Source organism: Streptomyces sp. O3, assembly GCF_054788135.1.
On record NZ_JBTVYK010000011.1, the window covers coordinates 91,127 to 112,898 of the forward strand.

Consider the following 21,772-nt stretch of genomic DNA (forward strand, 5'->3'; position numbering starts at 1 on the left):
CACAACACCCTGCGCGGGCAGCTCGGCGGCGCGCACCACCATACTGGCCGCGCCCGGCCCTCTCGCCCTGACCGCCGCCAAACCCGTACCGCGCGGGGGCCGAAGCGGTAGGTCACTTCCCAAGTCGGGCCGTGGGCTCCGCTGGTCGCCGCGGCAGCCAGACCGTGGCGCACATCACAGCGATCGCGATCCCGCCCAGGAGGTAGAGGTACGTGCCCAGTCCGGCGGCGAACACGAAGTCGCCTTCGGGCCTGCTGGTCGTCAGCAGGACCACCGCGAGCAGCCAGCCCACCGCGGGCGCGAGCACACCGCCCTGGCCGCCGAGCGAGCGCGCCCCGCCCAGGAACACCCCGGTCGCGCCAACCAGCGCGAGCAGCAGCCCTCCAGGGAACCAGGCGGCCTGCACCAGCGCACCCGCGACGCCCGCCAGCACCCCGAGCACCGCCAACATCACGTATGCCGCGATACGTCCCGCTTTGGGCGGCTGGGTCAGAAACCCACCGGGCGCACTCATGACGACGCCTCCGTTCCCGAGCCCAGGCCGGGGCCGAGCCCGAGGCCCGCGAACAGGTCCGTCTCCCGTTCGCCGGGCGCCGACCCCCGCTCGCCCCGCACCAGTTCGTAGTACTCGGTCGCGAAAAGCGGCTGGGCCAGCTCGTTCGAGAGCGCGAACAGCGGTCCCGCCACCTCGATCTGGGTGGCGTGCGCGCGCATCGCCGCCGCCTTGGCCGCCGCGAACCCGCGTCCGTCGATCTCGGCGGTCACCCGTACGTCGTCCACCACGCCCGGTACGTCACCGACGCTCGCCGCCCGCGTGAACGGTGACGCCGCCAGTCGCTCGGGCAGCCGCGCGAAGGCCCCTTCGACCGCCGAGCGCGGCGCGCGGTTCCAGTAGACCTTGGCGACGGTGTGCGGGTCGCCCAGATCGCGCCGGAAGGCCCGTTCGGCGGCGAGCTCGACGGCGCGGGTCGCCACCCGGTGCGCCTTGATGTGGTCGGGGTGGCCGTACCCGCCGTCGGGGTCGTAGGTGACCAGGACCTGGGGGCGTACCTCGCGGACGATCCCGACGAGCGGCGCGGCCGCCTCGTCCACGTCGGCGGCCCAGAACGCGCCCTCGCGGTGGTTCTGCTCGGCGCCCAGCATCCCGGAGTCCCGGTACCGGCCCTGGCCGCCGAGGAAGCGGTGGTCGGTGACCCCGAGCTCCTTCATCGCGGCGGCGAGCTCGGCGGCCCGGTGGGCGCCCAGCGCGTCGTCCCGGTCGGCCGCGAGATGCGCGAGCGAGGGCGGGATGATCTCGCCCTCCTCGCCGAGTGTGCAGGTCACCAGGGTGACCTGGGCGCCGTCCGCGGCATACGCGGCCATGGTGGCGCCGTTGTTGATCGACTCGTCGTCGGGGTGGGCGTGCACCAGGAGCAGACGCCGCTCGGGCAGTTCGGTCATGCCCCCAGCCTACGAGCCCGCCGGCTCGAAGCGGGTCAGAACTTGATGTCCCCGATCATGCCCGCCACGTTGGTCGTCAACTCGTTGATAGTGGGGGCCACCGAGGAACTGGCCAGATAGAAGCCGAGCAGGACGCAGACGATCGCGTGCCCCGCCTTCAGGCCGGACTTCTTGATCAGTACGACGACGAGGATCAGGAACAGCACCACCGCCGAGATCGAGAGCGCCACGGCAGCCCACCTCCAACACAGCCGGAACATCCGGTAACGACAACAGCCCGAGCGACAAAGGGTCGTACGTCAACACACGCGCCGGCAGAGGTATACCCACCGAACGCTATCGATCATAACTTTCCGTGTGTACGCATGGATCGGTGCATCGCAGCACGAGGGGCGCATGACCGTCTCCGGATCAGTAGCCTCGGGGAATGACCTCCGGAGAGCACTCCTTCCCACGCCGTCAGGCCCGCACCCAGCGCTTCACGCTGGGCGCCCCGCACGCGTTCACGGTGTCACCCGACGGTGCTCGGGTGGCGTTCCTCCGCTCCGGGTCCGGTACCGATCGGTCCCACCGGCTGTGGGTACTGGACGTTGACGCGCCGGACTCGAGCGGCGGCGGGGAGCGGGTCGTGGCCGACCCGGCGGTGCTGCTGGGCGGGCGGGCCGAGGAGTTGTCGGCCGAGGAGCTGGCACGCCGGGAGCGGAGCCGCGAGGGCGGCGCGGGAATCGTCGGATACGCCACGGACGCGGCCGTGGAGCTGGCCGCGTTCACGCTCTCGGGGCGGCTGTTCACGGCTCAGCTGCGGAACGGGACCGTCCGCGAGCTGTCCGTGCCGGGGCCGGTGATCGACCCGCGCCCCTCGCCGGACGGGCGCCATGTCGCGTACGTCGCCCAGGGCGCGCTGCGGGTGGTCGGCGCGGAGGGCGAGGCGGACCGCGCTCTCGCGGAGCCGGAGCCGGAGTCAGAGGCAGAGTCAGAGGCGGGGGCCGCGGCCGGGCGTGTGACCTACGGCCTCGCGGAGTTCGTCGCGGCCGAGTCGATGCACCGTACGCGCGGCTACTGGTGGTCGCCCGACTCGGACCGGCTGCTGGTCGCCCGAGTCGACGACACCCCCGTGCAACGCTGGTGGATCGCCGATCCCGCGCATCCGGACCGCGAGCCCGTGCCGGTCGCCTATCCGTCGGCGGGGACGCCCAACGCCGAGGTGCGGCTGTTCGTGCTCGGTCTCGACGGCTCCCGCCGGGAGGTCGGGTGGGACCGGGCGCGCTATCCGTACCTGGCCCGTGCGCACTGGTCGGCCGCGGGCGCGCCGCTGCTCCTGGTGCAGTCCAGGGACCAGCGCGGGCAGCTGTATCTGGCCGTCGACCCGGACTCCGGCGAGACCCGGATGGTGCACGCCGACGTGGCGTCCGGCGACCGGGACTGGCTGGAGCTGTCGCCCGGCGTACCGGCCTGGACGCCGTCGGGACAGTTGGTGCGGATCGCGGACGAGGGCGGCGCGCGGGTGCTGGCGGTCGGCGAACGGCCGCTGACCGGGCCGCGCTTGCAGGTACGCGCGGTGCTGGACGTGGCGGACGACGACGTGCTGATCGCCGCGTCCGCCGGCGGCGAGGCGCCCGCCTCCGAGATCGGCGAGACCCATGTCTACCGGGTCAACGAGCTGGGCGTCGAGCGGATCTCACCGGAGCCCGGAGTGCACTCGGCCGTGCGGTCCGGCAAGGTGACTGTCCTGGTGTCCGCGCGCCCCGAGTACCCCGGCGCACAGGTGCGGGTGCTCTCCGGCGGCAAGCAGGCGGCCGTCGTCGCGTCGCACGCTGAGCGGCCGGGCCTCACCCCGCGCGTGACGCTCACCGAGGCGGGCGAGCGGCGCATCCCGTGCGCCGTGCTGCTGCCCACCGGGTACCGCGCGTCGGACGGCCCGCTGCCGGTGCTGCTCGACCCGTACGGCGGTCCGCGGCACGCGCGCGTGGTCGCCGCGCACCATCCGTATCTGACCTCGCAGTGGTTCGCCGACCAGGGGTTCGCGGTGCTCATCGCGGACGGCCGCGGCACTCCGGGCCGCACCCCCGCCTGGGAGAAGGCGATTCAGGGCGATCTCGCCGCCGTGGTGGTCGACGACCAGGTGGCGGCGCTCAGGGCGCTGGCGGACGCCTTCCCCTTCGACCTGTCGCGGGTCGCGATCCGCGGCTGGTCGTTCGGGGGCTATCTGGCGGGGCTCGCGGTGCTGCGCAGGCCCGATGTGTTCCACGCGGGCATCGTGGGCGCCCCGGTCACCGACCAGCGGCTGTACGACACCCACTACACCGAGCGCTATCTGGGCGATCCGCGGGAGCGTCCCGCGGTGTACGCCGCGAACTCGCTGGTCACCGACGAGGGCCTGTCGGGCGCCGTGGAACCGGCCCGCCCGCTGATGCTCGTACACGGACTCGCCGACGACAACGTGGTGATGGCGCACAGCCTGCGGCTGTCGTCGGCGCTGCTGGCCGCGGGGCGTCCGCACGAGGTGCTGCCGCTGTCCGGGGTGACCCATATGACTCCACAGGAACAGGTCGCGGAGAACCTGCTGCTGCTTCAGGTGGACTTCCTGAAGCGGTCGTTGGGCCTGCGGGTCTGAGGCCTGCGGGGCGAAGCCTGAAGGCCTGAGGACACGGCTGTCCGCCGTCGTCAATCACGCCGCCGCGTCGATCGGAAATCCCTTTGCTCAAGAACTCGTTGATTTCCGCCACGCCCCCACCCACCCCTTGACTGGGTCATCGACGCGGCGTCAGAGTCCGGTCAGCTCACTCCGAAAACGGTTCTCCAGGAACTGAACCTCCGGAATCGGATCTCCGGGGCAGGATCTTCGGGAACTGGATCTCTAGGATATACCGAAAGTGCGGATCGACTCTCACGAGGAGGAATCCATGCGCGGTAAGACGAGCACCAGGTGGGTGGCGAGCGCGATCGTCGTGGCCCTGGCCGCGACCGCCGCCTGTAGCAGCGGCGGCGGGGGCGACGATCCGGGCGACAACGACGGCAACACGGGGAACAAGGGCGGCGCGGTCGACCCGAACGGGATCGTCCGGCTCGCCAACAGCGAGCCGCAGGCCACCCTGCACCCGGCCAACTCCCAGGACACGGCGGGCGGCCAGGTCATCAAGGGTCTGTTCTCGCCGCTCGTCGACTACGACGAGAAGAGCGAACTGGTCATGGTCAACGCGGAGTCGGTGGAGTCCGACGACGCCGCCACCTGGACCGTGAAGCTCAAGAAGGGCTGGAAGTTCCACGACGGCTCGGACGTCACCGCGCAGTCGTACGTCGACGCCTGGAACTGGAGCGCCAACATCGAGAACGACCAGAAGAACAGCTTCTGGTTCTCCGACATCAAGGGCTACGAGGACGTCCACCCGGAGAAGGGCAAGCCGAAGACCGACAAGATGGCCGGGCTGAAGGTCGTCGACGATCACACCTTCACCGTCGAACTCAACGGCCCCGTCAGTTACTTCGCTTACAAGCTGGCGTACAACGCGTTCTCGCCGCTGCCCAGCGCGTTCTACGACGACCCCAAGGCGTACGGCACCAAGCCGGTCGGCAACGGCCCGTACGAGTTCGTCAGCTGGGACCGCAAGAAGAAGATCGTGGTCAAGCGCTTCGACGACTACACGGGCCCGGACAAGGCCAAGAACGGCGGCGTCGAGTACGTCAACTACCAGACGCTGGAAGCGGAGTACGACGCCGTCAAGTCCGGGAACGTGGACATCATCACCACGGTCCCGCCGCGCGACCTGCCCAAGTACCACGACGACCAGGGCGTCACGCCCGTCGACGCCCCGATGGCCGGGATCATGAGCCTCCAGCTGAACTTCAAGGCCAAGGGCTGGGAGAACGTCGACCCGAGGATCATCCAGGGCATCTCGCAGGCCATCAACCGCGAGCAGATCTCCAAGACCGTGCTGCGCGGCTCCCGCGTCCCGGCCAGCAGCCTGGTGGGGCCGAACGTCAAGGGCTATGTGGAGGGCGCCGCGGGCGACTTCACCACGTACGACCCGGCCGCGGCGAAGAAGCTGATCGCGGACGGCGGCGGCGTCCCGAACAACGAGATCTTCATCCAGTACAACGCGGACGGCGGCCACAAGGAGTGGGTCGAGGCGGTCTGCAACAGCATCCGCCAGGCCATCGACGTGGAGTGCAAGGGCGACTCCAAGCCGGACTTCCAGACCGACCTGAACGTCCGGGAGGCCGGAAACGTCAAGACCTTCTACCGCGGCGGCTGGGTGCTCGACTACCCGATCAACGTGAACTTCCTCAAGGAGCTCTACCACTCCAAGGCCAGCGCCAACTACGGCAAGTTCAACTCCAAGAAGGTCGACGACCTGTTCAAGGCGGGCGACCGGGCCGCGAGCCTGGAGGAGACCGTCAAGGCCTACCAGGACGCCGAGAAGACCATGTTCGAGGAGGGCGTGCTGCCCGCCATTCCGCTCTTCTACTACCAGACCAACGCCGCGCACGGCACCAAGGTGCAGAACGTGACGTTCGACCTGGCGAACTTCGCCATCGTGCAGGACGTCGAGGTCAAGAAGTAGCCGTCGGAGCCTGAGGCTCGGTCCCAGCTGGGACGCCCCGGCCGCCGGGGCGTCCCCGGAGTCTGTCAGGGAGGACGGATGGGGCGCTATGTCGCACGCCGCCTGCTCCAGATGATCCCGGTGTTCATCGGGGTCACCCTGCTGGTCTTCCTCATGATGTACGCCCTGCCCGGCGATCCGGTGCGGGCGCTGTGGGGAGACCAGTCCTTCGACCCGGCCCAGATCGAGGCGATGCGCCGCGATCTCGGCCTCGACCAGCCACTGTGGAAGCAGTACCTCGACTATCTGGCCGGGCTTCCGCAGGGCGACTTCGGCGAGTCGATCGCCAACCAGATACCCGTCTCGGAGATCATCGCGGACGCGCTGCCGACCACCGCGCGCCTGGCGCTCCTCGCGTTCACGTTCACCGTGGTGATCGGCGTCGCGCTCGGCACGCTCGCCGGGCTGCGGGCCGGAACGGCCGTGGACACCCTCGTGCTGTTTCTCACCCTGCTGTTCATCTCGGTGCCGGTGTTCGTGCTCGGCTATCTCGCCCAGTTCTTCTTCGGGCACCGGCTCGGCTGGGTCACTCCGGTCGTCAACGACTCGGGTGACTGGGGCCAGTTGGTGCTGCCCGCGCTGGTGCTCGGCTCGCTGTCACTGGCGTACGTGGCCCGGCTGACCCGGACCTCGGTCGCCGAGAACCTGCGCGCGGACTATATGCGCACCGCGGTCGCCAAGGGCCTGCCCCGGACGCGGATCCTGCGCATGCACCTGCTGCGGAACTCGATGATCCCGGTGGTCACCTTCCTCGGTGTGGACATCGGCGGGCTGCTCGCGGGCGCGGTGGTCACCGAGGGCATCTTCAACGTCAACGGGATCGGCAGTGAGATGTTCGAGGCGCTGTTCCGGCGCGAGGGCTCCACGGTCGTCGGCATCGTCACGTTGATCGTCATCATCTATCTGGTGGTGAGTCTGGCCGTCGACCTGCTGTACGCGGTCCTGGACCCGAGGATTCGCTATGCCTGACCTGACGAAGCGCGGCCCGCGGACCGCCGGGACCCGGACCCCCCTCGGGTCCACCGGCGCCGACGCCGGCGGCGACGCCGCCGAACCCGCGCCGGGCAGGCCGCACAGCCTGTGGTCGGACGCCTGGCGCGACCTGCGCCGCAAGCCGGTGTTCCTGATATCCGCGGGAATGATCCTCCTGCTGCTGCTCATGGCGTTCTTCCCCGCGCTGTTCACCAGCGGGGACCCGCGCGCCGCCGACCTGGACAAGTTCCTCAAGGAACCGGAGTTCGGGGCCGTCTTCCAGCCGGAGTGGCTCGGCTACGACGGCCAGGGCTACAGCATCTACACCCGGATGATCTACGGCGCCCGCGCCTCCATCACGGTCGGCGTCCTCACCACCCTGATCGTCACCCTGCTCGGCGGGGTGACGGGCATGCTGGCCGGGTACTTCGGCGGCTGGGCGGACGCCCTGATCTCCCGGTTCATCGACGTCTTCCTGGGCATCCCGTTCCTGCTCGGCGCCATGGTCGTGCTGGTCGCGCTGCAGACCCGTACGGTCTACGTCGTGGTCACCGCCCTGGTGATCTTCGGCTGGACGATGGTGGCGCGGGTGATGCGCGGCTCGGTGATCACCGTGAAGCAGTCCGACTACGTGCAGGCCGCACGGGCGCTGGGCGCGGGCACCTGGCGGATCCTGCTGCGGCACATCCTGCCGAACGCGGTCGCCCCGGTGATCGTCGTGGCGACCATCGCGCTCGGCGGCTATATCGCGGCGGAGGCGACGCTCACCTACCTCGGCATCGGGCTCCAGCCGCCGACCGTGTCCTGGGGCGTCGACATCAGCGCGGGCAAGGACCAGATCCGTACCGCCCCGCATGTGCTGCTGTGGCCCGGCGTCATCCTCAGCTTCACGATCCTGGCGTTCATCATGCTCGGCGACGCGGTCCGCGAAGCACTCGACCCCAAGCTGCGCTGAGGGAGACCTACGTGACGACGCACCCCCCGTTGCTCGAAGTCCGGGACCTGCACGTCGAGTTCCGCACCCGAGACGCGGTGATCAAGGCCGTCAACGGCGTGCACTACTCGGTGGACGCGGGCGAGACGCTGGCCGTGCTCGGCGAGTCGGGCTCCGGCAAGTCGGTGACCGCGCAGGCGGTCATGGGCATCCTCGACATGCCTCCCGGACACATCCCGCGGGGCCGGATCGCCTTCCGAGGCGAGGACATGCTCACCATGTCCGGCGAGGAGCGCCGGTCGATCCGGGGCCGCAAGATCGCGATGATCTTCCAGGACGCGCTGTCCGCCCTCAACCCGGTGCTCTCCGTGGGCTACCAGCTCGGCGAGATGTACCGCGTCCACCAGGGCGCGACCCGCCGGGAGGCCAAGGCCAGGACCGTCGAGCTGATGGAGCGGGTACGCATCCCGGCGGCCAGGCAGCGAGTGAACGACTACCCGCACCAGTTCTCCGGCGGCATGCGCCAGCGCATCATGATCGCCATGGCGCTGGCGCTCGAACCGGACCTGATCATCGCCGACGAGCCGACCACCGCCCTCGACGTCACCGTGCAGGCCCAAGTCATGAACCTGCTCGCGGAGTTGCAGCGCGAATACCACATGGGCCTGATCCTGATCACCCATGACCTGGGCGTGGTCGCGGACGTCGCGGACAAGATCGCGGTGATGTACGCGGGCCGGATCGTGGAGACCGCCCCGGTGCACGAGCTGTACGCGCGCCCCGCGCACCCGTACACGCGCGGCCTGCTCGACTCGATCCCGCGCCTGGACCAGAAGGGCCGGGAGCTGTACGCGATCAAGGGCCTGCCGCCCAACATGGCTCGGGTGCCGACGGGTTGCGCGTTCCATCCACGCTGCCCCAGGGCCCAGGACCGCTGCCGTACGGAGGTGCCGCCGCTGGCCGACGCGGCCAAGGACCGGCAGAGCGCGTGCCACTTCTGGAAGGAGACGCTGCGAGATGCCTGAGCTCACCAAGACCGGTGGCGGGCCACGCGCCGCCGAACCGATCCTCCAGGTACACGGCCTGGTCAAGCACTTCCCGCTCACCCTGGGCATCGTGTTCAAACGCCAGGTCGGCGCGGTCAAGGCGGTCGACGGCGTCGACTTCTCGCTCTACCAGGGCGAGACGCTCGGCATCGTCGGCGAGTCCGGCTGCGGCAAGTCCACCGTGGCACGCCTGCTGATGACCCTGGAGAAGGCGACGGCCGGTCAGGTCTTCTTCAAAGGCGAGGACATCACCCGCCTGTCCGGGCGGGCGCTGAAGGCCGTGCGGCGCAACATCCAGATGGTGTTCCAGGACCCGTACACGTCCTTGAATCCGAGGATGACGGTCGGGGACATCATCGGGGAGCCGTACGAGATCCACCCCGAGGTCGCCCCGAAAGGCGACCGGCGGCGCAAGGTCCAGGACCTCCTGGACGTGGTGGGGCTCAACCCGGAGTACATCAACCGGTATCCGCACCAGTTCTCCGGCGGGCAGCGCCAGCGCATCGGCATCGCCCGCGGACTCGCCCTCAACCCCGAGATCATCATCTGCGACGAGCCGGTCTCCGCCCTCGACGTCTCCGTGCAGGCGCAGGTCATCAACCTGATGGAGAAGCTCCAGCAGGAGTTCCAGCTGTCGTATCTCTTCATCGCCCACGACCTGTCGATCGTGCGGCACATCTCCGACCGGGTCGGCGTGATGTACCTCGGGAAGCTGGCCGAGATCGGCACGGACGAGCAGATCTACGACCGCCCGCGCCACCCGTACACCAAGGCCCTCCTGTCGGCCGTCCCCGTGCCCGACCCGGCGCTGCGCGAACGCCGCGAGCGGATCATCCTGACCGGTGACGTCCCCTCCCCGGCCAACCCGCCGTCCGGCTGCCGCTTCCGCACCCGCTGCTGGAAGGCCCAGCAGCGGTGCGCGGACGAGGCGCCGCCGCTGGTCCGGGTCAGCGGCAGCCGCGAGGGCCACCTGACCGCCTGCCACTTCCCGGAGGCCGTGCCGACCCGGTCCGGGGGCCCGGCCCCGGATCCGGCCTCGACCCCGGCCTGACCAGGGCGGGTTCCGGAAGTCCCGTCGTCGCCCGAGGGCGGCCCCGCGCCCGCCGCGAAGCAGCTGACGTCTCGCGGTGCGTGCTCTCGGTGTGCCGGGCGAAGGCCCTCGTACGGGACGTACTCGGGTCTTCACCCGGTGCGGCGAGCGTGCGGGCCGGGCGTCGCGGGGCAGGCCGCCGTTGCCTGCGGCGGCCTCAGCCGCCGCCCGGACCTCGGTCGCCGGTCCCCTCCCCGGCCGAGCCCTCCTGGCCCGGCCGCCCCCCAGCCTGGCCCTCTCGGCCCTGCCCCTCCTCGGGCAGGGTCTGCTCCTCGACTCGCGTCTCCGTCTCGGCCCGTGTCTGCCCCTCGGGGGGTACGACCTGCTTCTCCTCCGCGAAATGGCAGGCCGACGGATGCGCGGCGGGCCCCTCCGTGAGCCGGAACTCCGCCGGGACCGCCAGCAGCGGCACCTCCAGCTCGCACCGCTGCTGGGCCTTCCAGCAGCGGGTGCGGAAGCGGCAGCCGGAGGGGATGTTCGCCGGGGACGGCACGTCCCCGGCCAGAATGATGCGCTCCCGGTGCTCACGCGCCGCCGGGTCCGGCACCGGTACGGCCGAGAGCAGCGCCTGCGTGTACGGGTGCGTCGGATGGTCGTAGATCTGCTCGTCGGTGCCGATCTCCACGATCCGGCCGAGGTACATCACGCCGACCCGGTCGGAGATGTGCCGCACGATCGACAGGTCGTGGGCGATGAAGAGATACGACAGATTGAACTCCTTCTGGAGCGTGTCCAGGAGGTTGATGACCTGCGCCTGCACCGACACGTCAAGCGCCGAGACCGGCTCGTCGGCGACGATGATCTCCGGATTCAGCGCCAGGCCGCGGGCGATGCCGATGCGTTGGCGCTGCCCGCCGGAGAACTGGTGCGGATACCGGTTGATGTACTCCGGGTTGAGCCCCACCACGTCCAGGAGGTCCTGGACCTTGCGCCGCCGGTCGCCTTTCGGGGCGACCTCGGGGTGAATCTCGTACGGCTCCCCGATGATGTCCCCGACCGTCATCCTCGGATTCAGGGACGTGTACGGGTCCTGGAACACCATCTGGATGTTGCGCCGCACCGCCTTCAGCGCCCGCCCCGACAGCCGGGTGATGTCCTCGCCCTTGTAGCGGATCTCACCCGCCGTCGGCCGCTCCAGATTCACCAGAAGCTTGGCCACCGTCGACTTGCCGCAGCCGGACTCGCCGACGATGCCGAGCGTCTCGCCCTGGTAGAGCGAGAAGTCGACGCCGTCGACCGCCTTGACCGCGCCGATCTGCCTCTTGAAGAGGATGCCGCGGGTGAGCGGGAAGTGCTTGACCAGGCCGCGTACTTCGAGGATCGGCTCGCCGTCGCCGACCGGGGCGGCCTGCTCGGCCTCCTTGGTGAGCTCAGGCATCTCGCAGCGTCTCCTTCCAGAAGTGGCACGCGCTCTGCCGGTCCTTGGCCACATCGGCCAGCGGCGGGTCGTCGGTGCGGCACACGTCCTGGGCCCGTGGACAGCGGGGGTTGAAGGGGCAGCCGGGCGGGATCGCGGTCAGGTTCGGCGGCAACCCCTTGATCGCGTACAGCTCCTGGCCCTTCTGGTCCAGGCGCGGGATCGAGTCGAGCAGACCGCGCGTGTACGGGTGCGCGGGGGCCTTGTAGATCTCGTGGACGGGCGCCTGCTCCACGATCCGCCCCGCGTACATCACCGCGATCTTGTCCGCGACGTCCGCGACCACGCCCAGGTCGTGGGTGATCAGGATCAGCCCCATGTTCAGCTCGCGCTGCAACTCCGCGAGCAGATCCATCACCTGGGCCTGCACGGTGACGTCGAGCGCGGTGGTCGGCTCGTCGGCGATGATCAGCGCGGGCTCCAGGGCCAGCGCCATGGCGATCATGATGCGCTGGCGCATGCCGCCGGAGAACTGGTGCGGGTACTGGCCGACCCGTTCCCTGGCGGCCGGGATGCGTACCCGGTCCATCAGCTCGATCGCCTTGGCCCGCGCGTCCTTCTTGGACATCCCCCGGTGCACGATGAACATCTCGCCGAGCTGGTCGCCCACCGAGAGCACCGGGTTCAGCGCGGACAGCGCGTCCTGGAAGATCATGGCCATCTCGGCGCCCCTGACCTTCCGCCGCTCCTCCTCCTTGAGAGTCAGCAGGTCCCGCCCCTGGAACACGATCTCGCCACCGGCGATCCGTCCGGGCGGAATATCCAGGATGCCCATGATGGCCTGCGCGGTCACCGACTTGCCGGAGCCCGACTCGCCGAGCACGGCCAGCGTCTCGCCCGCGTCCACCGAGTAGTTGACGCCGTTGACGGCCTTGGCGACCCCGTCCCTCGTACGGAATTCCACATACAGGTCGCGTACGTCGAGCAGCATGGCCCCGGTCACCTCAGCTTCGGGTCGAGGGCGTCGCGCACCGCGTCGCCGAGCATGATGAAGGCGAGCACCGTGATACTCAGCGCGCCCGCGGGCCACAGCAGCATGTGCGGGGCGTTGCGGATCTGCGGGGCGGCGTTGGAGATGTCGATGCCCCAGGAGACGGTGGGCGGCCTGAGCCCGACGCCGAGGAACGACAGGGTGGCCTCCAGCGAGATGTACGTACCGAGCGCGATGGTCGCCACGACGATCACCGGGGCGACGGCGTTGGGCGCGACATGCCGCAGCAGCATCCGGCCGCTGCCCGCGCCGAGCGCGCGGGCGGCCTGGACGTAGTCGTTCTGCTTCGCGGTGATCACCGAGCCGCGGGCGATGCGCGCGAGCTGCGGCCAGCCGAGCAGCACGATGAACCCGACCACCGGCCAGACCGTGGAGCTGGTGACCACCGACAGAAAGACCAGGCCGCCGAGGATCACCGGGATGCCGAAGAAGATGTCCGCGATACGGGAGAGCAGCGCGTCCCACCAGCCGCCGAAGAACCCGGCCAGGCCGCCGAGCAGCGAGCCGAGCAGGGCCGCGCCGAGCGTGGCGCAGATGCCGACGGTGATCGAGGCGCGCGCCCCGTACACCGTACGGGTGTAGACGTCGCACCCCTGGGTGTTGAACCCGAAGGGGTGGCCTGGCGACGCACCCTCCTGGGAGCGGGACAGCTGGCAGAAGTTGGGGTCGCCGCTGGCGATGAGCCCCGGCCAGATCGCGATGACGATGAGGAAGAGGATCAGCAGCCCGGAGATGATGAAGATCGGGCTGCGGCGCAGTTGGTGCCAGGCGTCGGACCACAGGCTGCGCGGCTTGCCCGCGGGTCCGGTGCCTTCGGGGCCTCCGGGGGTCTTCTCCAGGGTCTCGGCCTCGTCCATGGCGAGGTCCATAGGTCCTCCGGCTCCGGCCGGTGAGACGGCCTGCCGGTTGATCTCTTCCGGGTCGTACGCCTCAGGCATAGCGAATCCTCGGGTCCAGGACCGCGTACAGCAGGTCGACGAGCAGGTTCGCCACCAGGAAGACGATCACCAGGATCGTCACGAAGCCGACGACGGTGGGGGCGTTGTTGCGCAGGATGCCCTGGTAGATCTGGAAGCCGACGCCGTGGATGTTGAAGATCTTCTCGGTGACGATGGCGCCGCCCATCAGGAACCCGATGTCCGCGCCGATGAAGGTGACCACCGGGATCAGTGAGTTCCGCAGCAGATGGCGGCTGATCACCCGGCGTCTGGGCAGCCCCTTGGCGATGGCGGTGCGCACATAGTCGGCGCGTACGTTCTCGGCGATGGAGGTGCGGGTGAGCCGGGTGACATAGGCGAGGGAGACCAGGGCGAGGACGACGCCGGGCAGCAGCAGCTCGCTGAACGGCGCGTCCGACGACACCGAGGGCCGGATGACCCCCCACTTCACGCCCAGCAGGAACTGGAGGACATACCCGGTGACGAAGGTCGGGATCGAGATGACGAGCAGCGTCATCAGCAGCACCGAGTTGTCCACGACCCGCCCGCGCCGCAGTCCGCTGGCGACGCCGAGCGCGATGCCGACGATCAGCTCGATCAGGATGGCCACCAGGGTCAGCCGCACGGTCACCGGGTAGGCGCTGGCCATGAGTTCGGTGACCTTCTGGCCGTTGAAGGCGGTGCCGAAGTCCCCCTGGAAGATCTGCCCCATGTAGAGGAAGTACTGCTTCCACAGCGGCTCATCGAGGTTGAGTTCCTGGCGGATGCGGGCGGCGGTGGCGGGGTCGGGCGCCTTGTCGCCGAAGAGGGCCGCGACCGGGTCGCCGAGCGCGTACACCATGAAGAAGATCAGGAACGTGCTGCCGATGAACACCGGGATCATCTGGAGCAGCCGCCGGATCACATAGCGTCCCATGAGGGCTCCGGAGCTAGGACCGAGTGAGTGCGGTCAGTGGGCGTGACATACCGTCATCAGTGGCTGATACGCGGCCGATACGGCGTCACTTGACCTTGATCTCCTCGTACACCGGGACGCTGAACTGGTTCAGGGCCACGTCCGAGACCTGGTCCGAGTAGCCGGCGCTGCCGTTCTGGTACCAGAGCGGGATGACGGGCATCTGCTCGGCGAGTACCTTCTCGGCCTCCTGGAAGGTCTCGACGGCGGCCTTCTCGTCGGACTCCTGGTTGGCCTTGTCGACGAGGTCGTCGAACTCCTTGCTGCTGAACTTCCCGTCGTTGGACGAGGCGCCGGTGTAGTAGAGCGGCTGCAGGAAGTTCTGGATGAGCGGGTAGTCCGCCTGCCATCCGGCGCGGAACGGCCCGGTCATCTTGTCGGTGGTCACCTGGTTGCGGTAGTCGGCGAACGTCCCGACCGGGTTGACGGTGCAGACGGTCCCCTCGTCCAGGGCGTTGTTGATGCTGTTGCAGACGGCGTCCATCCACTGGCGGTGCGACCCGGTGTCGACGTTGGAGGTGAGGGTGACCTTCCCGCCGGGCAGTCCGCCGCCCTCCTCGATCAGCTTCTTCGCCTCGTCTGGGTCGAACTCGCAGGCGTCGCCGCAGATGCCGTCGTCGTACCCGCCCTCCTCGCCGAGCGCCGGGGAGGTCCAGTCCTTGGCCGGGGTGCGGGTGTCCTGGAAGATCTGCTTGGTGATCTCCTCGCGGTTGATCGCCCTGGAGAGCCCGGTCCGCACCTTCTCCATGCCGTCCTTGTTCCAGTCGTCCTGGTAGAGCGGGAAGGCCAGGGTCTGGATGATGAGCGCGGGCTGGTTGATGTACCGGTCCCCGAGGTCGCCCTCGACGTTCTTCAGCTGCTGGGCCGGGATGTCGTCGACGAGGTCGAGGTTTCCCGCCATCAGGTCGGTGTAGGCGGTGTTGTTGTCGGTGTAGACGACGAGGTCGACCCCGCCGTTCTGCGCCTCGTCGTCCCCGGTGTAGCCGTCCCACTTCCGGAGCTTCATCTCGGAGCCCCTGGCGTACGAGTCCACGACGTACGGCCCGTTGCCGACGGGTTTGGCCAGCCAGGCGTCGTGGTCGCTGAAGAAGGCCTCGGGCAGCGGCACGAACGCCTGGTAGCCGAGGGTCTCCGGCCAGGTCGAGAACTTCTCCTTCAGTTCCACGGTGAAGGTGAGGTCGTCCGTGACCTTCAGCCCGGACATCGTCTCGGCCTTGGCCGCGCCGGACTCCGGGTGGACGTCGTCGTACCCGACGATGTTCGAGAAGAACGGCGCGTTGTTCTGGGTGTTGTCGATGTGGGCGCCGTAGTTCCAGGCGTCGACGAACGACTTGGCGGTGACGTCCTCGCCGTTGCTGAACTTCCACCCTTCCTTCAGGGTGACGGTGAAGTTCTGCGCGTCGTCGGACTCGATGCTCTCGGCGACCATGTCCTTGGCCTCGCCGGTCTCCGGGTCGTACCGCTTCAGGCCCCGGAAGATCATGTCCAGGACCTTGCCGCCCTGCACCTCGTTGGTGTTCGCGGGCTCCAGCGGGTTCTGCGGGTCACCCCAGGAAGACCGCACGATCCCGGAGCCGTCACCGCCGACACTGCCGCCGCCGTCGTCACCGCCGCAGGCTGTCGCGGCCAGGGCTACGGCGACCGCGCATGCGGCCCACTTGGCGTGCGTGGCTCCACGCATGGGGGTGCCTCCTCAGGTCCCTAAGTCCGACTTAGGCCCCAATACACCCCACAGGTCTCCCCTGCGCACGCCGGACGCCGCCGTTCGCGTGCTCTGCTCCGCAGAACCGCCCGGACACCCGAGCGCACACCGACGAAGCACCTTGGACGCAGCCCGCTCCCGATACCCTCGACGTATGGACTACGCGAAGATGCGCGCGATCGCCGAGGACCTCTCGGCTTACGCCGAGCGCCTTGAGGGGGCGTGGAGCGTCGAGATCGGGCCTTCGGGGCCGTTTCTCGCCATGATGTGCCCCTCCAAACGGCACGAGGGCACGGTCCGCCGCATCTGCAAACAGCTCGATGAGCAGCTCGCCGCCACCCATCCTGGCTACATCTGCGCAAACGGTCCCGAGATAGAGCACCCCTCCATCGGCCGCATGCGCCGCCCCGACGCCATCGTGATCCCCGAGGCCGTACTCGACGAAGAAGGCCTCACCGTCGACGCCACCCAGGTGCTGGCCGTGATCGAGATCGTCTCCCCGTCGAACCCGAACAACGACTACGGCGAGAAGCTCACCGAGTACCCCGCGATGGGCATCGGCCACTACCTGATCGTGGACCCGCGCACCGGCACCATCGAGGTGCATTCAGAGCCCTGCCATGACCGCTACCTGCGCAAGGACGCGTACATCTTCGGCGACACGGTGCCATTCGGGCCCTGGGCGGTGGCGACCGACGAGTTCCGCCGCTACGGGAAACCGGGGAGCGCCCCGCGCTGAGGTGCTCCCCAGCGCGTAGGGCCCTGGCTCTTACCTCCGAGGTCATCGACCCCGCTCCCGGCCGCCTGCCATGATCGCCGGTGCACGGAGCCGACCGAGCGGAAGGACCGCCATGCCCGCCTACGCCATAGCCCAACTCCAGGACGCCGCGCCGCACGCGGAGGTCGCCGAGTACATGGAGCGCATCACCAGCACCTTCGCGCCGTACGGCGGCCGCTTCCTGGTGCACGCCACGCCGCACGAGGTGAAGGAGGGCCACTGGCCGGGGCATGTCGTGATGATCGGCTTCCCCGGCATCGCCGAGGCGCGGGCCTGGTGGGACTCCCCCGCGTACCAGGAGATCGCGCCGCTGCGGTCACGGCACATCGCTGGCGACATCATCCTGGTCGAAGGCGTCCCCGAGGACTACGACCCGGCCCCGGCCGCGCAGGCGGTCCGGGACGCGCTGCCAACCACGTCAACTACCTCCCCCTGAGGGGGGAGGTTTGCAGGCAGAGTGAGACGGAAAGCTGATGTCCCACTATGGAACCCTGCGTCCGGAACGCCTATGACGTTCTGGGGCGGTTGACTGCGCCCCGCTGCCACGCGGCATCGGCCCGATGGGCGATGTTGCGGGAGCCGTTGTGGTCCGCGTGCAGGGTCGTCCCGCAGGACTTGCATACGAACCGTGCCTGGTCGATCCGGTTGGACCGGTGGGTGTGCCAGCACTCGGAGCACTGGCGGGAGGTGTTGCGCGGGTCCACATGGACCACGGGCACACCGGCCCGCCGTGCTTTGTACTCCACGAAGGAGCCGAGCTGGGCGAACGCCCACGAGGAAAGCCGTGCCCGCTGGTCCTTCTTGGCCGTAACCCTCTGGCGGATACCGGTCAGGTCTTCCAGACCGATACCGCGGGAGGTGCGTTCAGCGGTGGCGACGAGCTTCTTGGCGATGATGTGGTTGCGCTGGGTCGCGTACCGGGCCTCCTTGCGCCGCTGGCGCTTGAGGACACGTGCCGCGGACTTGGTGCGCTTCTTCTGCAACTTCGAGCGCAGGTCACGCTTGCGCTGCCGGTACCTGTTGACCTGACGGCCGGACATGATCCGGCCGTCGCTGGTGGTGGCGATGTTGACGATCCCGAGATCCACGCCGAGGAAGCCCTTCGGCTCGAACGCTTCGGGTTCGGGGACGTCGATGGTCGCGATGAGGAAGAACATGCCGTCCCGCATCACCAGGTCGGATTCGCCCTTGCGCTGCGCGAGAAGCCGCATGGCTTCCCCGGAGCAGACGAACGGGATGCCCTTGAGCCGCCCGGCCACCGTCCAGATGCTGACGGTGCGGGTGTCGAGGTTCCAGGTCAGAATCCGGTCGTCGTACGGCTGCGCCGACGCCTCTCGGAAACGGATCGGCTTCGACTCGGTCTTGGCCCGGCGCTTGGAGCCTTCCGGACCGTGGTTCCCGGCCCGCAGGCTGGCCTTGAGCGTGGCGTAGGCGTCGCACACCTTCTTGACCGTGCGCACCGCCGCCTGCGCCCCGAGATCGAAGTCAGCCTTGATCCGGTGGTACACCGCGTCCTGGAGGACGTTGCGGCGCTTGAGGTCTTTGGCGAACGCCACCTCGGAGGCTGCGTTCGCGGCCCGGTTGCAGGCGCGCAGGGTCGCCGCCAGTGCGTCCGCGTCGTGAGCGGACGCAGGCAACAACTTCACCCGCGCGGTGATCTTCACGCAAGTGACACTAGTAGTCCCTTGATCGGCAAGTCAACTCATGGGCTCCTGCGGGCAGTCCGGATTCAACGGCCTTCCGCCCCGAGGGCGAAACCCCGCCCCTTGCCCTGCTCCGCAGGGGCTTCGATTCCTCCCGCCCTAAAGGACGGGGCACCCTCGAAGGAGACAGGTGAAACTTACTTTCGAGGTGAGAACCTCGACCTATAACCGGTGATCAATGAGTGACCGGTTATCGTGGATGGAGAGCCGCACAGCCCGCCGCGCAGGAAGGACCTGAACCGTGTCGCCACCCCCCGAGGCCGACCCCAGGCCGCTGACTGGCGAGCCCCTCGCCATCGACCTGCTGAACACCCGCTGGATCGACGGCACGGGCCGCCATGACCTGCTGGACTCCGTGGACGGACTCGCCGTCTGGCTCGCCGGGGAGGCGGTACGGGAGTCCCTGGGCGACCGGCCCGTGCCCGTCGACCAGGGCACGCTGGACCAGGTGCTCCAGGCCCGCGCGGCACTGGACGAGGCCGTCGCGAGCCCAGGCCGGCCGACCGCGGCGGCGGTCAAGGCCGTCAACGCCGTCCTCACGCACGGCTGGGTACGCCATGTCCTCGACGCGGACGGCCCCGGCACCGCCGTGGAGATGGACACACCCGGCCGACTGCCCGGCTGGGCGGCGGTCGCGGACTACCTGCGGCTCCTCGCGGACCGCCCGGACCGCATCCGGGCCTGCGGAAACCAGGACTGCATCCTGCACTTCTACGACGTGTCCAAGAACGGCACCCGCCGCTGGTGCTCGATGGCCGGCTGCGGCAACAGGGCGAAGGCCCAGCGGCACTACGCACGCCACAGAAACTGAGGAGCGCAAGGCGAAGGGGCCCAGTCAATGCAGCCCGTCCGGCGCTTGAGGACGAGCGCCGCTCAGGTACGAACGGGGAGTTCGAGGGGAACAGAGCTGAGACTGCGAAAAGGCCTGGGCCGAGAACGGGCACAGGGAAGCCGACGGCCCGCCCCGGCCGCTCGACCTGTCCAGGATTTCCACCACCGAGGCGGGCGCTTGCGCCCCATCCGGACGAGGGGTCAATGGGCTGCGCGCTCGTGCTGTGACTCCTCAGCGGCCGGAAGGCGCGGGATCTCCCGCTTCCCCTCGTTCAGGTCCAGGCGGCGCACAAGGGCCACGTCCTGGAAGGTCCGGGCGAACGTCGGGTGACCCGTCCGACCGGTGTGGGTCATCTGTGCAAGATCAGCCGCCTTGAGGTCCGCCGTCGCTGCCAACGTCCAACCGCAACCCCCGTCCAGACAGCGGGCCGTGACCGTGATCTCTCCTCGCGGGTGCGTGCCGATGCTGTGCTGAACATGCCGGATCACAGCGCGGGCGGTCATCGCTTGCCAGCCTTGGCCATGATCATGCGGGCGCAAAGCCGGTCAACCTCGTTCGGGGGCTTGTACTCGGCGGTCTCCCACTGCTCCCCGTCGCCGTCCAACGGGGAGAGTGTCACCGTGCCCGTGGGGCCGTCCCAGCCGACAGCCGTACCGACCATGCCCCGATGGGTGTCCTTGACCAGCATGCCAAGGCCAGGGACCCATACGCGTTCTATCCCTGACGACGCGTCGGTAAGACCCCACCCGCATTGTCGGCCTGCGTCTGCTCTGCGAGCCATAGTCGGCGTCCCCTCAGTGGTCCAATGCAACCACCTTGGAACGCCAACTACCGTTCGTCTGTGGCACTTTGGATAACCGATAGCGAGAAGTGCCACAGCGCCTACAGAGGCAGACCCACCACGTCGGCCATGGCCCGCATCTCCGCTGTCAACGTCCGCCGTCCGCTGATCAACCGCCCGAGAATGTCACGGGCGTATCGCTGGTTCGGCAGCCACTCGGGAGAGTCGGCGTTGATCTGTTCCAACTTCCCGAAGGCATCGGCGTAGTTGCTTGTCTTCGCGTACGCGTCGGCCACGTCCAGCAAGTGACGGTTGCGGTTGTTGCTGGTGGGCTTGAGGGCGAACACGGGAACGCGCTCAGCGATGCGCAACACCATGTCGGGCCGCTCGATAACCCCAGCGTTCTCCGCCGCCTTGAACTTAACCGTGGTTGGCCCGAACGTCCGCAGGAAATCGTTCTCCGGTGCGTACTCCCGGCCCAGGGCGACGGCTGCCGCCGTGGCCAACTTCAATGCGTCCTCAGCCTCTCCGGGCTGGGAGTTCCGGACGGCCGCAGCGGATACCCGGAGCAGCATCCAACCCCACGAGGACAACTCGGCCGGGGTCGCGCGGGACATGCGGGGCTCGATCTCGTCGGCCCACTTCACCGCCAGGTCGTACGCCTTGCCCAACTCCCCCTGACGCAGCAACAGCCAGCACAGCGTGTTGACCGTGGCTGCGCCCTCCATGCGGTCCGCAGAGTCGTCTAGGGCGCGCTCCAGGGCTGTCTCTGCGGCTTTGAACTGGCGCGTCTGGACCATGAGCCATCCGGCGAGCTGCAAGAGCCGCACGCGGACGCTACGTCCTTCGGGGCCGAGTGCTTCGGCGTCTCGCAGCAGGGACGGCAGCATCACGGACAGGGCAGCGAACCGATCACCCGAAAACAGGGGCTCTGCCTCGCGCAGTGCCGCCCGTACGCCCCTGACACTCGGTGGCTCGTCGTCCAAGCCCGCCACAACCGGGGGGCACTCCAACGCACTCCTGACGGCCGCCCAGCGGTCCACCGTCCCCGCGTCGGCGTCCTCCGGATTCGGTCCACCAGCAAGCCGCATGGTGGGCACCCTGAGTGCGTGCGCCAACTTGCGCAGCGTCTCCAGCCGCGCTGTCTCCCGCTCGCCCTGTTCGAGCTTCCGGATAGCTGAGAGCGACACCCCCGACGCGTCCGCCAACTCCCGCTGAGACAGTCCGCGACGCTTGCGGACTTCCTTGACCCTCTGCCCCGCAGTGCTCATGGGTCGAGCGTACGCCCGACAGGCAGCCCCGGATACGGCGACGGCCCCGCAGGCAGCCCCAGCACGGGAGCGGCCACGGGGCGCGCCGTCGAGAGTCGACCGCGGCGAAACTGAGTCCGCATAACGCCCGTGCCCAGACAGAGATCACCTGTCTGGGCACGGGCGTTCCGTTTGCGGCTAGCTCCACCCTCAGGTCGGCTAATTCCGGAGTACGGCCGAACCGAGAGAAGAACTCTTAATCGGCTTACTGAGGTTGAACTCGTGATGTCGGTGGGTTGTTCAGGTGGGTCTGATGGTCAGGCTGGTCTCGGCGAGGCAGCC

Annotated in this window: 21 protein-coding genes and 1 pseudogene; 9 read left to right on the plus strand and 13 right to left on the minus strand. The window is 68.9% G+C overall.

Going from position 1 to position 21,772, the window contains the following annotated elements:
• Positions 1-112: 112 nt before the first annotated feature.
• From ACX6XY_RS08315 to ACX6XY_RS08325, 3 genes are read right to left on the minus strand one after another with little or no spacing between them, the layout of a single operon-like run.
• Positions 113-514 carry a DUF6113 family protein gene (locus ACX6XY_RS08315; RefSeq protein WP_460327921.1) on the minus strand — a complete coding sequence of 134 codons (402 nt, stop codon included), beginning with the start codon at positions 512-514 and terminating at the stop codon, positions 113-115.
• Complete coding sequence (mshB, locus tag ACX6XY_RS08320; RefSeq protein WP_460327923.1) at positions 511-1,440, minus strand: N-acetyl-1-D-myo-inositol-2-amino-2-deoxy-alpha-D-glucopyranoside deacetylase; 930 nt, start codon at positions 1,438-1,440, stop codon at positions 511-513. Before mshB ends, ACX6XY_RS08315 begins: the two co-directional genes overlap by 4 nt.
• A 35-nt stretch (positions 1,441-1,475) precedes the next feature.
• The gene (locus ACX6XY_RS08325) at positions 1,476-1,670 is read right to left on the minus strand and encodes a hypothetical protein (protein WP_460327924.1); all 195 of its coding nucleotides are present in this window, start codon (positions 1,668-1,670) and stop codon (positions 1,476-1,478) included.
• 197 nt (positions 1,671-1,867) lie between these two features.
• On the opposite strand from ACX6XY_RS08325, the gene ACX6XY_RS08330 reads away from it, so the two are divergent.
• The 6 genes from ACX6XY_RS08330 (at position 1,868) to ACX6XY_RS08355 (ending at position 10,044) form a co-directional block, all read left to right on the plus strand.
• On the plus strand, positions 1,868-4,054 hold the full coding sequence (locus ACX6XY_RS08330; RefSeq protein ID WP_460327925.1) for a S9 family peptidase: 2,187 nt from the start codon (positions 1,868-1,870) through the stop codon (positions 4,052-4,054).
• 289 nt (positions 4,055-4,343) lie between these two features.
• The gene (locus ACX6XY_RS08335) at positions 4,344-6,002 is read left to right on the plus strand and encodes a peptide ABC transporter substrate-binding protein (RefSeq protein WP_460327926.1); all 1,659 of its coding nucleotides are present in this window, start codon (positions 4,344-4,346) and stop codon (positions 6,000-6,002) included.
• Positions 6,003-6,080: 78 nt separating this feature from the next.
• Positions 6,081-7,010, plus strand: coding sequence for an ABC transporter permease (locus ACX6XY_RS08340; protein ID WP_460327927.1), 930 nt, complete (start codon positions 6,081-6,083; stop codon positions 7,008-7,010).
• A complete protein-coding gene (locus ACX6XY_RS08345) occupies positions 7,003-7,968 on the plus strand; it encodes an ABC transporter permease (RefSeq protein WP_460327928.1) in 966 nt (321 codons plus the stop codon). Before ACX6XY_RS08340 ends, ACX6XY_RS08345 begins: the two co-directional genes overlap by 8 nt.
• Before the next feature lie 11 nt (positions 7,969-7,979).
• The gene (locus ACX6XY_RS08350) at positions 7,980-8,972 is read left to right on the plus strand and encodes an ABC transporter ATP-binding protein (RefSeq protein ID WP_460327929.1); all 993 of its coding nucleotides are present in this window, start codon (positions 7,980-7,982) and stop codon (positions 8,970-8,972) included.
• Complete coding sequence (locus ACX6XY_RS08355) at positions 8,965-10,044, plus strand: ABC transporter ATP-binding protein (RefSeq protein WP_460327930.1); 1,080 nt, start codon at positions 8,965-8,967, stop codon at positions 10,042-10,044. Before ACX6XY_RS08350 ends, ACX6XY_RS08355 begins: the two co-directional genes overlap by 8 nt.
• Before the next feature lie 196 nt (positions 10,045-10,240).
• Here ACX6XY_RS08355 and ACX6XY_RS08360 read toward each other — a convergent pair whose 3' ends face one another.
• From ACX6XY_RS08360 to ACX6XY_RS08380, 5 genes are all read right to left on the minus strand, one after another.
• Complete coding sequence (locus ACX6XY_RS08360) at positions 10,241-11,461, minus strand: ABC transporter ATP-binding protein (RefSeq protein ID WP_460327931.1); 1,221 nt, start codon at positions 11,459-11,461, stop codon at positions 10,241-10,243.
• Positions 11,454-12,431, minus strand: a complete 978-nt coding sequence (locus ACX6XY_RS08365; protein WP_460327932.1) for an ABC transporter ATP-binding protein — start codon at positions 12,429-12,431, stop codon at positions 11,454-11,456. The genes ACX6XY_RS08360 and ACX6XY_RS08365 overlap by 8 nt, the downstream gene beginning before the upstream one ends.
• An 8-nt stretch (positions 12,432-12,439) precedes the next feature.
• Positions 12,440-13,429: an ABC transporter permease gene (locus ACX6XY_RS08370; protein WP_460327933.1), complete on the minus strand. Its 990-nt coding sequence runs from the start codon at positions 13,427-13,429 to the stop codon at positions 12,440-12,442.
• On the minus strand, positions 13,422-14,345 hold the full coding sequence (locus tag ACX6XY_RS08375) for an ABC transporter permease (RefSeq protein WP_460327934.1): 924 nt from the start codon (positions 14,343-14,345) through the stop codon (positions 13,422-13,424). The genes ACX6XY_RS08370 and ACX6XY_RS08375 overlap by 8 nt, the downstream gene beginning before the upstream one ends.
• An 85-nt stretch (positions 14,346-14,430) precedes the next feature.
• Entirely contained in the window at positions 14,431-16,065 is a 1,635-nt protein-coding gene (locus tag ACX6XY_RS08380; RefSeq protein WP_460327935.1) for a peptide ABC transporter substrate-binding protein, read from the minus strand.
• Between the two features lie 175 nt (positions 16,066-16,240).
• Here ACX6XY_RS08380 and ACX6XY_RS08385 point away from each other — a divergent pair, with 175 nt between their 5' ends.
• The gene (locus ACX6XY_RS08385; protein WP_460327936.1) at positions 16,241-16,825 is read left to right on the plus strand and encodes a Uma2 family endonuclease; all 585 of its coding nucleotides are present in this window, start codon (positions 16,241-16,243) and stop codon (positions 16,823-16,825) included.
• Positions 16,826-16,937: 112 nt separating this feature from the next.
• Entirely contained in the window at positions 16,938-17,300 is a 363-nt protein-coding gene (locus ACX6XY_RS08390) for a DUF1330 domain-containing protein (RefSeq protein ID WP_460327937.1), read from the plus strand.
• A 70-nt stretch (positions 17,301-17,370) separates the two neighbouring features.
• Here the strand turns inward: ACX6XY_RS08390 and ACX6XY_RS08395 are convergent, their stop codons facing one another.
• The gene (locus ACX6XY_RS08395; protein ID WP_460327939.1) at positions 17,371-18,528 is read right to left on the minus strand and encodes an RNA-guided endonuclease InsQ/TnpB family protein; all 1,158 of its coding nucleotides are present in this window, start codon (positions 18,526-18,528) and stop codon (positions 17,371-17,373) included.
• A gap of 280 nt (positions 18,529-18,808) precedes the next feature.
• On the opposite strand from ACX6XY_RS08395, the gene ACX6XY_RS08400 reads away from it, so the two are divergent.
• Positions 18,809-19,378 carry a CGNR zinc finger domain-containing protein gene (locus ACX6XY_RS08400; RefSeq protein ID WP_460327940.1) on the plus strand — a complete coding sequence of 190 codons (570 nt, stop codon included), beginning with the start codon at positions 18,809-18,811 and terminating at the stop codon, positions 19,376-19,378.
• Between the two features lie 221 nt (positions 19,379-19,599).
• Here ACX6XY_RS08400 and ACX6XY_RS08405 read toward each other — a convergent pair whose 3' ends face one another.
• The 4 genes and pseudogenes from ACX6XY_RS08405 to ACX6XY_RS08420 form a co-directional block, all read right to left on the minus strand.
• Positions 19,600-19,752 carry a hypothetical protein gene (locus ACX6XY_RS08405; RefSeq protein ID WP_460327947.1) on the minus strand — a complete coding sequence of 51 codons (153 nt, stop codon included), beginning with the start codon at positions 19,750-19,752 and terminating at the stop codon, positions 19,600-19,602.
• Positions 19,753-19,902: pseudogene (locus ACX6XY_RS08410) on the minus strand (hypothetical protein); the annotation flags it as partial.
• Entirely contained in the window at positions 19,899-20,060 is a 162-nt protein-coding gene (locus tag ACX6XY_RS08415) for a hypothetical protein (protein WP_460327941.1), read from the minus strand. The pseudogene ACX6XY_RS08410 and the gene ACX6XY_RS08415, both read right to left, overlap by 4 nt.
• 221 nt (positions 20,061-20,281) lie before the next feature.
• The gene (locus ACX6XY_RS08420; protein ID WP_460327942.1) at positions 20,282-21,451 is read right to left on the minus strand and encodes a helix-turn-helix domain-containing protein; all 1,170 of its coding nucleotides are present in this window, start codon (positions 21,449-21,451) and stop codon (positions 20,282-20,284) included.
• Positions 21,452-21,772: the final 321 nt, after the last annotated feature.

Coding starts and splice junctions, on each gene's coding strand:
- ACX6XY_RS08315 (WP_460327921.1), bottom strand. CDS start 514: ATGAGTGCGCCCGGTGGGTTTCTGACCCAGCCGCCCAAAGCGGGACGT.
- mshB (WP_460327923.1), bottom strand. CDS start 1,440: ATGACCGAACTGCCCGAGCGGCGTCTGCTCCTGGTGCACGCCCACCCC.
- ACX6XY_RS08330 (WP_460327925.1), top strand. CDS start 1,868: ATGACCTCCGGAGAGCACTCCTTCCCACGCCGTCAGGCCCGCACCCAG.
- ACX6XY_RS08335 (WP_460327926.1), top strand. CDS start 4,344: ATGCGCGGTAAGACGAGCACCAGGTGGGTGGCGAGCGCGATCGTCGTG.
- ACX6XY_RS08340 (WP_460327927.1), top strand. CDS start 6,081: ATGGGGCGCTATGTCGCACGCCGCCTGCTCCAGATGATCCCGGTGTTC.
- ACX6XY_RS08345 (WP_460327928.1), top strand. CDS start 7,003: ATGCCTGACCTGACGAAGCGCGGCCCGCGGACCGCCGGGACCCGGACC.
- ACX6XY_RS08355 (WP_460327930.1), top strand. CDS start 8,965: ATGCCTGAGCTCACCAAGACCGGTGGCGGGCCACGCGCCGCCGAACCG.
- ACX6XY_RS08360 (WP_460327931.1), bottom strand. CDS start 11,461: ATGCCTGAGCTCACCAAGGAGGCCGAGCAGGCCGCCCCGGTCGGCGAC.
- ACX6XY_RS08365 (WP_460327932.1), bottom strand. CDS start 12,431: ATGCTGCTCGACGTACGCGACCTGTATGTGGAATTCCGTACGAGGGAC.
- ACX6XY_RS08370 (WP_460327933.1), bottom strand. CDS start 13,429: ATGCCTGAGGCGTACGACCCGGAAGAGATCAACCGGCAGGCCGTCTCA.
- ACX6XY_RS08375 (WP_460327934.1), bottom strand. CDS start 14,345: ATGGGACGCTATGTGATCCGGCGGCTGCTCCAGATGATCCCGGTGTTC.
- ACX6XY_RS08380 (WP_460327935.1), bottom strand. CDS start 16,065: ATGCGTGGAGCCACGCACGCCAAGTGGGCCGCATGCGCGGTCGCCGTA.
- ACX6XY_RS08385 (WP_460327936.1), top strand. CDS start 16,241: ATGGACTACGCGAAGATGCGCGCGATCGCCGAGGACCTCTCGGCTTAC.
- ACX6XY_RS08390 (WP_460327937.1), top strand. CDS start 16,938: ATGCCCGCCTACGCCATAGCCCAACTCCAGGACGCCGCGCCGCACGCG.
- ACX6XY_RS08405 (WP_460327947.1), bottom strand. CDS start 19,752: ATGACCCACACCGGTCGGACGGGTCACCCGACGTTCGCCCGGACCTTC.
- ACX6XY_RS08415 (WP_460327941.1), bottom strand. CDS start 20,060: ATGGTCGGTACGGCTGTCGGCTGGGACGGCCCCACGGGCACGGTGACA.
- ACX6XY_RS08420 (WP_460327942.1), bottom strand. CDS start 21,451: ATGAGCACTGCGGGGCAGAGGGTCAAGGAAGTCCGCAAGCGTCGCGGA.